Origin of the sequence: Pantoea sp. JZ29 (genome assembly GCF_035190385.1) — a bacterium.
GTDB lineage: Bacteria > Pseudomonadota > Gammaproteobacteria > Enterobacterales > Enterobacteriaceae > Pantoea > Pantoea stewartii.
Genome location: NZ_CP045242.1, coordinates 369,657 through 383,873 on the forward strand (window position 1 = coordinate 369,657; position 14,217 = coordinate 383,873).

The following is a 14,217-nucleotide window of genomic DNA, read 5'->3' on the forward strand; positions in this document are numbered from 1 at the left end:
GAAACATTAGTTAATCTCTGTAATTAACTAATACAAATTATAAACACACCCAGGGTTGAAGGTCATAAATCATTAGAATACATACACTATCATTATGGCCACCCTAACCGCGCCGCTTCAATGTTAATATTTAGTCAACAAGTTGAGCGGACAATCAGTGAAAAATCAATCAACTCACTGATTAAAGCATTGAATATAGTTATAAAATTATAAATTTATGGAAGTTTGAAACAGTAAACTTTTTATTCTCATATCGCCATTAAAGGTAAAAAACGTCAGACAGAACTCGCCTCTTATTATTCGCAAGCTAATTATCATGCGCTTTATTAATGACGCTTAAAGTTTAAATTTTCCTTTTAAAACAATGAAAATGCATCACCTCCTTATTTGTGAGGATTTATTTCAAAACGTCTTTAAAGTTTTCAACGTGACAGTCGATAAGTTTTATTAAGCAGTTGAAGCCTGTTTCTCGCTGCAAATTATTTCCCTTACCGGCTATCAGGGTGGAATTATGTTTATTACGCGTACGTTTTCCGATATGAAAATGGGGAAAAAGCTGGGGCTCAGTTTTGTTGTGCTGATAGTTGCAACCCTGACCATCGCACTGTTAGCGTTTAAAGGCTTTGAAACCATTAAGGAGAATGCGCAAAAACAGGACATTACTGTCGATTTTGTCAACACACTCGGTGAAGCACGAACCAGCCGGCTGCTTTATCAGTACACGAAAGACGAACACTATGCGCAGGTTAACGCAAAAGCGCTGAACGATTTAACAGCACAGGTAAACAGACTTAAGACGTTTAGCTGGGACAGTCAGGGCGAAAACACACTTACTACTGCCGCAAACGAACTGGAAAACTACAAGACGCACCGCGAGGTTTTTTATAATGCCTCGCAAAAAACGTTTGCTGCCGCCTCCCTCATTCAAAACAATGATCTGCTGGCTGTCGGTCAGCGGCTTGATGGTATCACGATTCCCGCTCAGCCTGAGGCCATGCTTCAGGTGTTGCGCTTAGCATCGATACTGAAAGAGATCGCCGGTGATGTAGAGCGTTTTGTCGACAAACCGACCGAATCCAGTAAAAGTGAAATCAGCGACAACATTTCCACCGTTACTCAGTTGCGCGCACAGTTGCTCGCGCTGTCTGTCCCGGATATCCAGGCGGTGCTGGCGACGCAGAAAACGGATTTGGCGCAACTCAGGCAGGCCTTTACTGACTATCTGTCAGCCGTGGCGGTAGAAACAACCGCGTCGAAACAACTGAACATCACCGCCGGAAAACTGAATACGTCCGTTGCGGAGCTTTTTAACTATCAGGCGTCCGAATCCGCAAATGCATTACACAAAGCGGAAACGCAGATTGCGATTGTCGCCGCGATTTGTGTGCTGCTTAGTCTGCTGATCGCCTGGCGAATAACGCTTTCCATTACGGTTCCGTTGAAAGAAACGCTCAGCGTAGCCAAACGCATAGCGGAAGGCGATTTGACCGCCTCGCTGTCCACGGCTCGTCGTGATGAACTGGGGCAATTGATGCAGGCCGTCAGCGTGATGAACGACAGCCTGCAAAACATCATTACCCATGTACGCGACGGCGTGAACAGCGTGGCTCGCGCTTCTTCAGAGATCGCTGCCGGCAATATGGATCTGTCTTCCCGGACCGAGCAACAGTCTGCCGCCGTGGTGCAAACTGCGGCCAGTATGGAAGAGTTAACCTCCACCGTGAAACAGAATGCGGAAAACGCGCATCACGCCAGCCAACTCGCTACAGAAGCTTCTGCCAATGCCGGACGCGGCGGTGAGATCATACGAAGCGTTGTCACCACCATGCAAGGTATTACCACCAGTTCAGGTAAGATTGGCGAAATTATCAGTGTCATTAACGGTATTTCCTTCCAGACGAATATTCTGGCCCTGAACGCTGCCGTGGAGGCGGCCCGTGCCGGCGAACAAGGGCGTGGTTTTGCCGTTGTCGCTGGCGAAGTCAGAAACCTGGCGCAGCGCAGCGCTGTTGCGGCTAAGGAAATTGAGACGTTGATCCGCGATTCACTGAATCGCGTCAATGAAGGTTCGACCCTGGTGGATCAGGCGGGAACGACAATGGACGAGATCGTGCTGTCGGTGACCCAGGTTAAAGATATTATGAGCGAAATCGCGGCAGCCTCGGACGAGCAGAATCGTGGCATATCGCAGATCGCCCAGGCGATGACAGAGATGGACACCACGACGCAACAAAACGCCGCGCTGGTTGAAGAGTCCTCAGCCGCTGCCAGCTCACTGGAATCGCAGGCAGAAGCGCTGGAAAAAAAGGTTGCTGTATTCCGGGTACCCAGTAACAAGAAAAGTGTGGTGGCCAGTCAGGGTATATCGTCCGCAGCACCTAAAGTCGTGGTGTCTGCACGCCAGTCCAGCGTAACTGAAGCCAACTGGGAAACGTTCTGATACCGGAAACAGTGACGCCGGCAAGTTGCCGGCGTCACTGTGGTTGGCTGAAAAGAGCGGTGCAACACGTATCCTGAACTGATTTTGTTGCCCTGCTTTGTAACGATGCCGGTTCCGGCCATGTCATTTCAGTCGGTTTTTTGCGGCTTAATGCACATACAGAGTAATCCTGCCAGCACCAACATGACGCCGACAATCGCGCCTGTATGAAAAGGCTCAGCGAACAGCGGCAGACTGATTGCCATCAACCAGACCAGTACATAGCTGATGCTCAGCAACGGATAGGCCCGGCTGAGCGGCAGATGGCGCAGTGCCAGGAACCAGCTCACCATCGAACAGGCGTAAGCAGTCAGTCCGCCACACAGAATCAGCAGCGGCAGCCAGTTCACGGGATGCTGCATCAACACGGCCTGCAAACTGGGCAACTGAAGCATCGCCCAGCGCAGCATTAATTGAGCGAGTGTCACCAGCAAAACGCTGCATAAGGCCAGCAAATAACCCTTCATGCGTAGCTCCCTATCAGGGCGACGCCTGCGACAATCAGTACCGTGCCAGCCCATTGCAGAGGCGACATTCTTTCACGCCAGATAAACCGTGCGGCCAGGGCAACCAGAATAAAGTTAATACTCAGCATCGGGTAGGCCAGGCTTACCGGCAAACGCTGCAGCACCAGCAACCAGGCCACCATCCCCAGCGCTAACATGATAAGACTGGCCAGCAGCCAGCCGGCCAGGTTAGCCCTGTTTGTTTGCCGTGCCGCCTGTTTCTGACAGAGCTGACCTGCGCAGGTGAGTAAACTGGTCAGCAGCACCAATAATAAACTCACGATCAGTTAGCCGCATTGTATTGCAGTAACAGCATCCGACCGTTGCGATAGACCGCATCCGCTGGCGGTAAATCTGTGGGTGTCGCTTCACCGCGTTCCAGCATCATGATCAACGAGACATTGCCCTGCTTACGGTGCGCCTGAAGCCATTGCGGGAAATCCTCGCTGCTGACATAGGCAGACTGGGCATCGGGATAGCTAAGACCATACTGCAGCTCGCCCTTTTGACTGTAGGCAATGATATCGCTGCGTTTCAGCGTCCAGGCGATGGCTGACGACACGCCGGAATTATCACTTAAGATATAGCGGCTGTTCGCCAGGCTGTTTTCAATACTGCGGATGAAGACCTGGGGTTGCTTCGTATTCTCAACGCTTTCCGGAATTGCCGAACCGACACAGAGCGCCAGCGCCAAAGGGCAAAGCGCGGCGGCCAGCCAGTTGCGTTGTGGCGATTTCAGGCTGAAAGCCCCCGCGACAGCCCAGCCCGCAAACGCGATCACGGCCATAATGAGTGCAACCAGCTGATGTGCGCCATAGAGCGGACGATGGCTTAATCCCCAGGGTGCCAGCACGACCAGCAATGCAACCACACAGATCGCGCCAAACAGGATATTGATCCAGGCGTTGACTTTAAAGACGCGCGTGTTCTCACCCACTTTACGCCAGGCATAGTCCGCCATCAGCAGCGCCAGCGGCGCAAAGCAAGGCAGGATATACGTCGGCAGTTTCCCTTTCGCAATGCTGAAAAACACCAAGGGGATCACGACCCAGCTCAACAGATAAACACCACCTGAGGACTGCTGGCGTTCGGTCCAGCCTGAACGCAGTGCGCCCGGTAACAACGCCAGCCAGGGCAGCGCGCCGGCAATCAGCACTGGCAGGTAGTACCAGAAAGGTGCCTTATGCTGTGCGTTGTCTTCGGCAAAACGCTGGATATGCTCAACCCAGAAAAAGTAATGCCAGAAATCAGGTTGTTGCTGCTGAATGGCAATCGCCCAGGGGGCACTGATGGCTGCCGCACTGACAATCGCCAGTGGGCCATAAATAACCAGTTCCCGAAAACGCTGGTTCCAGATCGCCCATGGAAGGATCGCCAGTACAGGAACCGCCAGGGCAAGGAAACCTTTGGTCATAAAGCCCATGCCGCAGGCTAAGCCCAAAATCAGATAACGGAGGATACGTTGCCGCACATTTTGCGCTTCGCTGGCGAACCAGTAGCTGCACATCGCCGCAACCATCCATAACGTCAGCATCGGATCCAGCACGGCATAAGTACCAATACCGTAGACCAGAAGTGAGGTCATAAAGATAACGCTGGCCGTGAGAGCAACGGTACGGCAAGCAAACAGGCGACAACCCAGCCAGTAAATCAGGATGGCGCTCATCAGGGTTGAAAAGACCGAACCAATCCTGACGGCGAAGTTATTGTGACCAAAAATGGCCTGTCCAACAGTATTGAACCAGTAGCCGGCGATGGGTTTTTCGAAATAACGCAGACCGAAGAAGTGCGGCGTAATCCAGTTGCCGTTTTGCAGCATTTCACGGCTGATTTCGGCATAACGCGTTTCATCGGGCTGCCAGAGATTGCGGAACTCCAGAGGAAGTAAATAATAAAGAACGAAAAGTGAAACCAGTAGTACCGTCTTTTTGGTGGCAGTCATGGTGCTTACCTTGTTAAATTCTCACAACCCAACCAGCCTTCCCGGCCAGCAATGTGCCCACGAACAACCTTGCCGACAGGCAATGTGTCGAGGTCGTCAGGCAAGAGGTCGCTCAGCGGGCAAAATTGTATTCCCTGCTCGCGGGCACGCTGTAACAACGTATCGAACGCATTGAGTTGACTGATACCTTCGACTTCAGCATGGATGGTATACACCGGGGTGCCCTGATCGGCGTGGATCTGTTCCAGGATGTAATCGTTGAACCGTTCAGCACTCAGCGTGGGACCGACCACTTCGTCCCAGGTGGGTAACGTCACGGGGATCTGTACCGTACCCGGCTCGCCATTTCTCAACTGTGGGCGAAAAGGCGCGGTACCGCGGCAATCGCTGTTGTACGCAAAACCAAATGTTTGCTTGGCCTGAATAACACGACCGTCCGCGCGCCAGCCCGCCACGGCGGAACAGGTGACAGGTTTGCCGATAATGGCCTCCAGCGCATCCCGTCCTTTCGCAATCTGCTGAATAAGCTGTTCTTCATTCCAGACGCCTGCCCACGTTTGCCAGGCGAAGTGATCCCAGGCGTGCAGGCCAACTTCATGGTAATCGGCCGTCATGCGGATAATATCGCGCATCCCTGCCCCAATCTGTTTTCCTGGCCAGGCGGTCCCGGCCAACAGGATATCCCAGCCATAAAGCGATGCTGCGCGTGAGCGCAGCATTTTCCACAGAAAGCGCGGCTTCATCAGACGCCATAAATGGCGTCCCATGTTGTCAGGCCCGACACTGAAGAAAAAGGATGACTGGACATCGTGTTTCTTGAAGACCTCAATCAGCGCGGGCACGCCAAGTTTTGTCCCGCGCCAGGTATCGACATCGACACGTAGACCGACTTTCCTCATGCCTTATCGTCCTGAAGCTCAACGGTGCGCAGGAAGAAGTCGAGAGTGTTATCGATGGTCGTATTCATTTGCACTTCAGGTGTCCAGCCCAGCAGGCGTTTTGCATTACGGATTGAAGGCTTACGGTGCTCAACATCCTGATAGCCCTTGCCATAATAGCTGCTGCTTTCCACTTCACGGAAACCGGCAAACGGCGGGAAGCTGGCACGCAGCGGGTGACGCTCAAAGCTCTCCAGCAGACGTTCTGCCAGCTCTTTGATACTCGCTTCGTTGTCTGGATTACCGATGTTAATGATCTGCCCGTCGCAGTTATTGTTTTTGTTTTCAATAATTCTGAACAGGGCTTCAACACCATCACTGATATCTGTAAAACAGCGCTTCTGACGACCACCATCAAACAGCTTGATAGGCGAACCTTCCACCAGGTTTAAAATCAACTGGGTAATGGCACGCGAACTTCCGATGCGCGCGGCATTGAGGTTGTCCAGGCGCGGACCCATCCAGTTAAACGGACGGAACAGGGTGAAGCGCAGACCTTCTTTTTCACCGTAAGCCCAGATGACCCGGTCTAACAGCTGCTTGGAAACCGAGTAGATCCAGCGCTGTTTGTTAATCGGACCGACGACCAGGTTCGAGTGGTCTTCATCAAAGTTGCTGTCGGTACACATCCCATATACTTCGGACGTTGACGGGAAAATGATACGTTTGCCGTACTTCACGCAGTCGCGAACAATTTTGAGGTTTTCTTCAAAATCCAGCTCAAAGACGCGCAGCGGGTTGCGGGTGTACTCAATCGGCGTGGCGATAGCGACCAACGGCAGAATGACGTCACATTTTTTAATGTGGTATTCGATCCACTCTGAGTGAATGCTGATATCGCCTTCAACAAACTGGAAGCGCGGATGACCAACAAAGCGGCTGATCGCGTCGGAACCAATATCCAGGCCAAACACTTCGAAGTTGTCGTCCTGCAGCAGGCGCTCGGTCAGATGGTTACCAATAAAGCCGTTAACACCCAGGATCAACACGCGGGTGCGACGCTTCACGGCGGCCACAGCCTGAGAATACAGCAGTGCGCCATTTACCATGCCCAGATGTTGCGCCAGCTGAACACCGTTCATGTAAACGCTGTTCGGGGTTTGCCCCGTCTGGATTTCCAGCGCGCCTTCACCACAAGCCACGACAAAAGGATCGGCTGACAGCACGGTTCCCGGACGAGCGTTGTGCGCGGTCGTTAAAACTTTGGCTTTCCAGACCACAAACTTTGTGGTGCCGGCAAACGCAAACGCGCCCGGCCATGGATCGGTAACGGCACGGACCAGATTATTGATTTGCTTAGCAGGCAGGCTCCAGTTGATGCGACCATCTTCTGGTGTTCTGCGACCCACAACCGTGGCTTCCGCTTCGTTTTGCGGCTTGCCGACGATATTGCCCTGTTTCATCGCGGGCAAGGTGCTTTCCAGCAGCTCACTGGCGCAGTCAACCAGTTTGCGGTGCAGGGTTAACGCGTTGTCTTCTTCAGCAATGGCGATGCGCTGTTGCGCGATGATTTCACCCGCATCGGCTTTTTTCACCATGCGGTGTAAGGTCACACCGGTTTCCGTTTCGCCATTCACCAGCGCCCAGTTTAATGGCGCACGACCGCGGTATTTTGGCAGCAGTGAACCGTGCAGGTTAAAAGCGCCCTGCTTCGCGCAGTTCAGAATATCGTCACACAACAGGTTGCGGTAGTAAAAGGAGAAAATAACATCAGGTTCTGCTGATTTAATGCGATCGATCCACAGCGGATGGTTAACCTCATCCGGAGCATAAACCGGGATTGAATTTTCAGCCGCAATTCGCGCCACTGAGCCAAAAAAGTGATTTTCTGACGCCGTGTCGGCATGGGTGTAGATGGCGCTGATAGTGAAGCCTGCTTTCAAAAGCGCATTAATGCCCGCACAACCCATGTCGTGATAAGCGAAGACGATAGTTTTCATTACTCGGTTTCCTGTACAGAACGGTCTTTCTGAGGATTGATAACACGTTGAATAAAATAGCGTGGACGGGCACGTACATCGTTGTAGATACGACCAATGTATTCACCCAGCAGTCCCATGCCGATAAATTGCGCGCCGATAAAGATAAACAGGACGGCAAACAACATAAAAACACCATCGCCAGCCCAGGCTGCGCCCAGAAACAGCCGCAGCAGAATCAGAATCACGGAGAACGCAAAACCTGCAATCGCAATCAGGCTGCCCAGTACACTCAGCATGCGTAGTGGTGTGGTTGTGAGACAGGTGACAAGGTCGTACATCAGGTTAATCAGGCGCATAAAGCTGTACTTCGAACTGCCGTGTTCACGTTCTGCGTGAGTAACCGGGAGTTCAATCGTACGACGCGCAAAGGTGTTAGCCAGGATCGGGATAAACGTGCTGCGCTCATGACAGTTAAGCATGGCATCGATAATGTGACGGCGATAAGCCCGCAGCATACAACCGTAATCCCCCATCGATTTACCGGTCACGCGTTGGATCATCTGGTTGATGGTGCGTGATGCCTGACGACGGAACCAGCTGTCCTGACGATTCTGGCGTACCGTGCCGACAACGTCATAGCCTTCCTGAGCGGCGGCCACCAGACGGGGAATTTCTTCGGGTGGGTTTTGCAAATCGGCATCCAGCGTGATGATGAGATCGCCGCTGACATTGCTGAATCCCGCCATAATCGCGGAGTGCTGACCATAGTTACGGTTGAGCAAAACGGCGACAATATGACTGCCGGGCAGTGAGGCTGCATCGGCGATCATCGTCGCGGACGCATCCTGGCTGCCGTCGTCGACCAGCAGAATTTCATAGTCCAGGTTCAGGCTCTTACAGGCATCATCGGTACGCTGAATCAATGCCGGTAAGCTTTCCTGCTCATTGTAAACCGGGATGACTACCGATACTTTTTCAATCTTTTTATCGTCGAACATTTAAACCCCAGCCAGTCCACGTAGTGCGCTGATAACGCGTTCAACGTCATCGTCAGTCATGTCGGGAAACAACGGAATGGAACAAATACGCTCGCTGTTCCACTCAGTGGCAGGCAGCGATAAATGCGGATAATGCTCACGGTAATATTTGTGCGTATGCGCTGCACGGAAATGCAGCCCCGTGCCGATATCCTGTTCTTTCAGCGCCTGCATCAGTGCATCACGGGTCATACCGCACGCCTGCTCATCAACGCGAATAATGAAGAGATGCCAGGCGTGCTGATGCTGCCAGGCGGGCGGAACAAGAGGCTTAAACGGCGTATCTTTAAGGGCATCGAGGTAACGTTGCGCTATCGCCGCGCGACGCTGATTGATTTCGGGGAGCTTCTCCAGCTGAACCAGCGCAATGGCCGCGCTGATATCCGGCAGATTGTATTTAAAGCCCGGCATAATCACTTCTGCCTGCGGCTGACGGCCGTGTGTTTGACGATCAAACGCGTCGACGCCCAAACCATGAAACTTCAGGCTGCGAATGCGATCGGCCAGAGCCGCGTCGTCGGTGACGACCAGGCCACCTTCTGCGCAGGTCATGTTTTTGATGGCATGGAAGGAAAAAATAGCATTTCCCTGGCAACCCACGTGTTTACCTTTGTAGTGGGTACCGGCCGCATGCGCGGCATCTTCAATGACCGGAATGCCATGGCGTTGGCCAATAGCATAGATCGCGTCCATATCCGCAGGCGCACCCGCATAATGGACAGGGATAATCGCCCTGGTTTTCGGCGTAATCGCCGCTTCGATAGCTTCAGGGGTCACCATCAGATTATCGATATCCACATCGATCATCACCGGCGTCGCGCCAAGTAACGTGATGATATTTAATGTAGAAACCCAGGTCAGGGAAGGTGTGATGACTTCATCACCGGCTTTGATGCCCAACGCCATTAACATGACGTGCATACCGGCAGTAGCAGACGTGACGGCAATGGCGTGTTGATTGCCGGTTAACTGGCAAAATGCGCGCTCAAGTTCAGCACACTTCGGCCCGGTCGTAATCCAGCCAGACGCAAAGACCTCACGCACTGCAGACAATTCAGTCTCGCCTAAAGAAGGACGAGAAAACGGAAGAAACGCCATTAAGTAATGTCCTTAAACTGTTTTGCCTTTTTTCCAGAAGAAAGAGGATAAGTTTGAAATATGAAAACAGCCAAAATGTAATCTTATGCTCATTTTTTTCCGTTAAAATCCGCGAAAAGAGGCAAAATACACTGACCTCTGATCGTGAAGTCAAATATTAGAAAAATATTCACTTCATAACGATGCCAAATGATACGCTCGTAACCTTAACCAAACATTAAACGCTTCATTCAATTCACAAATTGACACGATCTTTATTAGGTTTACCAGATTAATCACATTAAATAAACAGATATGTTTGACAGTTTCATGAAGAGATTACCGCACATTCTGCAAATGCTGCCAGGCGGTATTTACATTGTTGACAGATAGCATCTTCTAAGGGAAAGTCAGTGTTTTGATACACGCGTTGCACTCATAATGTGACGGTGATCACTTTTCTAACTTTTAGATTTTTTTCTTATGAACAAGGAATTACGCGTCACTACATCGTCAGTTGAACCTGCTGATTCTCGCTTCTGGAATTCGATGGTGCCGGAACTGACTGTCACTAATTTTGCCAGATCCTTTGCGTTTTATGTCGATGAACTGGGGTTTACTGTGAGAATAAGACGCATTCACCCAGACTTCGCTTATCTCTGTTATGGTGAAGCGCAATTAATGATTGAACAGCAGCATGACGCGGGCTGGCACACCGCAGAGATGCAGTATCCTTTGGGACGCGGTATTAACTTCCAGATAGAAGTCTCCAATATTCAGCAGCTTCACACACGCCTGGTGAAAACGGGCACGCCCTTGTTCCGACCACTTAGCGAAAACGCCTACTATACGGGTGAGAAATATGAACGCCAGCAGGAGTTACTGGTTCAGGATCCAGATGGCTACCTGCTGCGTTTTTGTCAGGTCTTAGACTGAAAAAACATTACAGCGCGACCACCTCGCTGACCTGATGGTGAAAGACATAGGGATCGGAGATCAACCCAAACTGTTCATCATCCGCATAGGTAACTGCCACCGGGTAATCCTCGCCAGCAAACGCTTTCACTGCCGCCAGATCCCGCCAGTATGTGGCCAGAAAGAAATGCTGCCACTCTCCCTGTGCAACCTGATGAATAAAAGCGCCTGTGTTACCGGGTACCGATTCTGCATGCTGCACGCCCGTCTTCTGTAGATGCGTAAAAAATGCCTCTGCGTGCTGCTGAGGGACACAACCATGCCAGGTTCTGACAATCATCGTTTTCTCCTTTTAATGACGTAATGTCATGGTAACACGCTGTTTTTATAAAAAATTAAGACTGGCAGTGAAAAATAATGTTGTCGGCTGGCACAAATCCGAATTTGTTCTACATTTAGTGGCCCGACCAGGGGAACGACATTCATCACAGCAAAAAACAAAAACGGTAAAAATTATGGAACTGAGCAAGTTTGAGGTCAGAACGGGCCTGTGGCCACACATGCATTTCACGGATATTGAATACGATCACCGTGGCGGAAGTTACGAAATTTATGCCACCGATGTGACCAATCAAACCAAGAGTAAACTGTTTATCTGTCGTACCACGGATGAACAACAGGCGAAGCAACTGGCGGAGCAATTTAAAATCTGGCTGCCCAAAGTTAACAGCAGAAAGCGTAAAGCGACGGCGAAATCCGCACTTACCGGTTACGATCGCGTCGCGTGCCATAAAGGGTAAATACGGATTCATGCTGGCCGCCCCGTAGAAGATGAAGGCTGCTGTGGGGCGGCCTTGCACAGAAGCGATAAATCACGCGACCGATCAGGTTTGCGCCAGACATTACGCGGCGGCGTTATTAAACCGGGCGGTTTTTCATCGTATCAGTCGGACAGCCTTGTATGAACGTCACCTGGCCTGCCCGTAACCACTTCCTGCCCGGCACCATGCCAGTCTTGCCTGAGCAAACCGCTCACCCTAAAAGTGACAGTGTCATTTTTTCTGCCCCGCGCTAACGCATCGGCATCGCAGACATTCCCCACATTGAGTAACCCCCGTAATGCCTTAAACGTAAACGTCTGGCGCCGCCTGGTCAGCCGTTTGGTAACAACCTGAAAAAGCGTCTGATGTCCGTTCATTATTTCTGATTGAGCCCTTTTTCATCACGTTTTTTCATTAGGCGTATTGTTCCTCTCTCTGGCATCCTGCGCATTCCCTTCTCTTCCTCCAGCCGACATTAAACTGACCATGTCTTGCAGATTTTTTCAGGTTATTATCGTTTTGCTTAATCACATTAAATGCAGACGACACGGCTGACATGCCAATAAAGCGGTGCGGGCACATCCGGGAAATGAGGGAGAAAAAGTCAAAGTGGCCCCAATGAAGTCTAAACGTGTACTGATTATCGAAGATGATGCCGATGCAGCCGGCGTACTTGAAGCCTATCTTAAACGTGAAGGCTACACGGTGATGATTGCTGGCGATGGAATGACAGGACTTGACCACGCGCAACGCTGGCAGCCCGATCTCATTCTGCTTGATGTGATGCTGCCCGTCATGAACGGCACGGAAGTTCTGGCGGCCCTTCGACGCAGGGGAAATACACCAGTGATTATGGTGACAGCGATGGGAGATGCCCCCGACAGGATCGGCGCATTACGCTATGGTGCAGATGATTATGTGGTGAAACCCTACCATCCTGGCGAGGTCGTCGCACGTGTTCAGGCCGTTTTACGTCGCACCCAACAAAGTACCGTCCCCGACAGCACATTGTGTTGGGCGGGCCTGGAAGTCGACACTGAATCGCTGACAGCGGTAGTAAAAAATGAACAGGGTATTCAGCGGCTCGATCTGACCCCAACGGAGTTTTCGATTCTGGTGACGTTGATGCGCGCCCCAACCCGCCCGTTTAGTCGCTTATTCTTGCTTGAACACTGCCTGCCTGAAAGTGATGCGCTTGAGCGCGTGGTTGATACCCATGTTTATAACCTGCGACGCAAACTGGAAGCCGCAGGCATGTCAGATATTTTACCTGCGGTTCGCAGTGTGGGTTACAGGTTCAGACAACCATGAAACTAAAAACGCACGACTCAATGTGGCGCTGGATCTGCATCCGTATTTTGATAATCGGTCTGGGAAGCGTCATCCTTATCGCGTTTTGCATGTGGCTGCGTTTCGCGCTGCAAATGCTCTGGGTTTACTCTCGCATGCCTGCGGACGTCTGGGCGGAGTTTTCCCGCATACGGTTACACCCGGAGCAGGCACCGGCTCGCTTTCATCAGATTGTCGATCAGTGGTGGGGCGTCGGCTTTTCCGACCCGTCAATCGCCTCGGCTGACTGGCTGACGGTCGCCGTGCTGGTCGCCGTGGTGATTCCGTTCTTTATTGTAATGGGGCTGCGCTTCGCCCGACCGCTGGCGAAACAGTTTAGTCAGCTGGCGAATGCGGCACGCGATGTGGCACAGGGGAAATTCGGCACATCGGTCGGTCAGGTCGACGGCGCGCCACAGGAATTAGTGCGGTTTACGGAAGACTTTAATCTGATGACCCAGCAGTTAGCCCGTTACGAACGCGAACTTAAAGCTTCGCAGGTTGCCATTGCTCATGAACTACGATCGCCACTCACCGCAGCCATTGGCCGCTTACAAGGCATTGTCGACGGCGTATTTGCGCCGGAACCTCAGCAGTTCTCCATGATCATGAAGCAGCTGACGCAGCTGAGCCGCCTGACGGATGAACTGCACTTATTATCGTTAGCGGAAGCTGGCCAGCTTACGCTCAGCCTGAGCCGGTTTAACCTTACCGAACTGTTACGCGAACGTACGGCGTGGCTGGCGCCTCAGGCTGAAGCCGAACAGATGATGATTGAGGTGCAGTCACCCGGCCAACTCTCTTTCACTGGCGATGTCTCCCGGCTGGGCCAGGTGGTAACCATCTTAACGGAAAATGCACTGCGCTATGCCGCAGAGGGGAAACGGTTTTATGTGACCGCTCATACCTCGCCCGCCGCTGTCACACTGCAGTTTCGTGACTATGGACCGGGCGTGGATCCTCAGTTTCTGCCTGTCATTTTCGACCGTTTCACCCGGGCAGAATCGTCACGCGCACGGCATTCCGGCGGAAGCGGTCTCGGCATGTCTATTGCGAAGGCTATCGTGGAGGCGCACGGTGGGGAGATATTTGCACGTTTGCCTGCGGACGGCGGACTGCAGATTACGATCGCTTTGCCTTTAACTGACGACGCGCGCTCAATCTGAGTGCGTGCTGGCCTGTACAGGCTTTTTTGTCTGCCTTGACCATTTCTTGATAATTCATCGAAGGTTTCTGGACATAACCCGCTTT

Annotated in this window: 13 protein-coding genes; 5 read left to right on the forward strand and 8 right to left on the reverse strand. The window is 51.8% G+C overall.

Translation table 11 applies throughout. From position 1 onward, the window contains the following. Nucleotides 1–511 precede the first annotated feature (511 nt). Nucleotides 512–2,440 carry a methyl-accepting chemotaxis protein gene (locus tag GC090_RS21610; protein WP_172913179.1) on the forward strand — a complete coding sequence of 643 codons (1,929 nt, stop codon included), beginning with the start codon at nucleotides 512–514 and terminating at the stop codon, nucleotides 2,438–2,440. 128 nt (nucleotides 2,441–2,568) lie between these two features. Here GC090_RS21610 and arnF read toward each other — a convergent pair whose 3' ends face one another. From arnF to arnB, 7 genes are read right to left on the reverse strand one after another with little or no spacing between them, the layout of a single operon-like run. Then, the gene (gene arnF / locus GC090_RS21615) at nucleotides 2,569–2,946 is read right to left on the reverse strand and encodes a 4-amino-4-deoxy-L-arabinose-phosphoundecaprenol flippase subunit ArnF (RefSeq protein WP_324021753.1); all 378 of its coding nucleotides are present in this window, start codon (nucleotides 2,944–2,946) and stop codon (nucleotides 2,569–2,571) included. Then, on the reverse strand, nucleotides 2,943–3,266 hold the full coding sequence (gene arnE / locus GC090_RS21620; protein WP_006121943.1) for a 4-amino-4-deoxy-L-arabinose-phosphoundecaprenol flippase subunit ArnE: 324 nt from the start codon (nucleotides 3,264–3,266) through the stop codon (nucleotides 2,943–2,945). Before arnE ends, arnF begins: the two co-directional genes overlap by 4 nt. Before the next feature lie 2 nt (nucleotides 3,267–3,268). Then, nucleotides 3,269–4,927: a lipid IV(A) 4-amino-4-deoxy-L-arabinosyltransferase gene (gene arnT, locus GC090_RS21625; RefSeq protein WP_324021755.1), complete on the reverse strand. Its 1,659-nt coding sequence runs from the start codon at nucleotides 4,925–4,927 to the stop codon at nucleotides 3,269–3,271. Between the two features lie 5 nt (nucleotides 4,928–4,932). Beyond that, on the reverse strand, nucleotides 4,933–5,826 hold the full coding sequence (arnD, locus tag GC090_RS21630; protein ID WP_039339451.1) for a 4-deoxy-4-formamido-L-arabinose-phosphoundecaprenol deformylase: 894 nt from the start codon (nucleotides 5,824–5,826) through the stop codon (nucleotides 4,933–4,935). Continuing rightward, on the reverse strand, nucleotides 5,823–7,805 hold the full coding sequence (arnA, locus tag GC090_RS21635) for a bifunctional UDP-4-amino-4-deoxy-L-arabinose formyltransferase/UDP-glucuronic acid oxidase ArnA (RefSeq protein WP_006121946.1): 1,983 nt from the start codon (nucleotides 7,803–7,805) through the stop codon (nucleotides 5,823–5,825). The genes arnD and arnA overlap by 4 nt, the downstream gene beginning before the upstream one ends. Further along, nucleotides 7,805–8,785, reverse strand: coding sequence for an undecaprenyl-phosphate 4-deoxy-4-formamido-L-arabinose transferase (gene arnC / locus GC090_RS21640; protein WP_033742463.1), 981 nt, complete (start codon nucleotides 8,783–8,785; stop codon nucleotides 7,805–7,807). The genes arnA and arnC overlap by 1 nt, the downstream gene beginning before the upstream one ends. Then, a complete protein-coding gene (gene arnB / locus GC090_RS21645) occupies nucleotides 8,786–9,922 on the reverse strand; it encodes a UDP-4-amino-4-deoxy-L-arabinose aminotransferase (protein WP_205952927.1) in 1,137 nt (378 codons plus the stop codon). 528 nt (nucleotides 9,923–10,450) lie between these two features. Here arnB and GC090_RS21650 point away from each other — a divergent pair. After that, nucleotides 10,451–10,837: a bleomycin resistance protein gene (locus GC090_RS21650; protein WP_324021954.1), complete on the forward strand. Its 387-nt coding sequence runs from the start codon at nucleotides 10,451–10,453 to the stop codon at nucleotides 10,835–10,837. Between the two features lie 7 nt (nucleotides 10,838–10,844). Here GC090_RS21650 and GC090_RS21655 read toward each other — a convergent pair whose 3' ends face one another. Next, a complete protein-coding gene (locus GC090_RS21655; protein WP_006121950.1) occupies nucleotides 10,845–11,156 on the reverse strand; it encodes a hypothetical protein in 312 nt (103 codons plus the stop codon). A 175-nt stretch (nucleotides 11,157–11,331) separates the two neighbouring features. Between GC090_RS21655 and GC090_RS21660 the strand changes: the two genes are divergently transcribed. The 3 genes from GC090_RS21660 (at nucleotide 11,332) to GC090_RS21670 (ending at nucleotide 14,132) form a co-directional block, all read left to right on the forward strand. Continuing rightward, the gene (locus GC090_RS21660; RefSeq protein WP_006121951.1) at nucleotides 11,332–11,616 is read left to right on the forward strand and encodes a hypothetical protein; all 285 of its coding nucleotides are present in this window, start codon (nucleotides 11,332–11,334) and stop codon (nucleotides 11,614–11,616) included. A gap of 639 nt (nucleotides 11,617–12,255) precedes the next feature. Further along, nucleotides 12,256–12,948 carry a response regulator gene (locus tag GC090_RS21665; RefSeq protein ID WP_006121952.1) on the forward strand — a complete coding sequence of 231 codons (693 nt, stop codon included), beginning with the start codon at nucleotides 12,256–12,258 and terminating at the stop codon, nucleotides 12,946–12,948. Further along, complete coding sequence (locus GC090_RS21670) at nucleotides 12,945–14,132, forward strand: sensor histidine kinase (protein ID WP_324021758.1); 1,188 nt, start codon at nucleotides 12,945–12,947, stop codon at nucleotides 14,130–14,132. Before GC090_RS21665 ends, GC090_RS21670 begins: the two co-directional genes overlap by 4 nt. Nucleotides 14,133–14,217 lie beyond the last annotated feature (85 nt).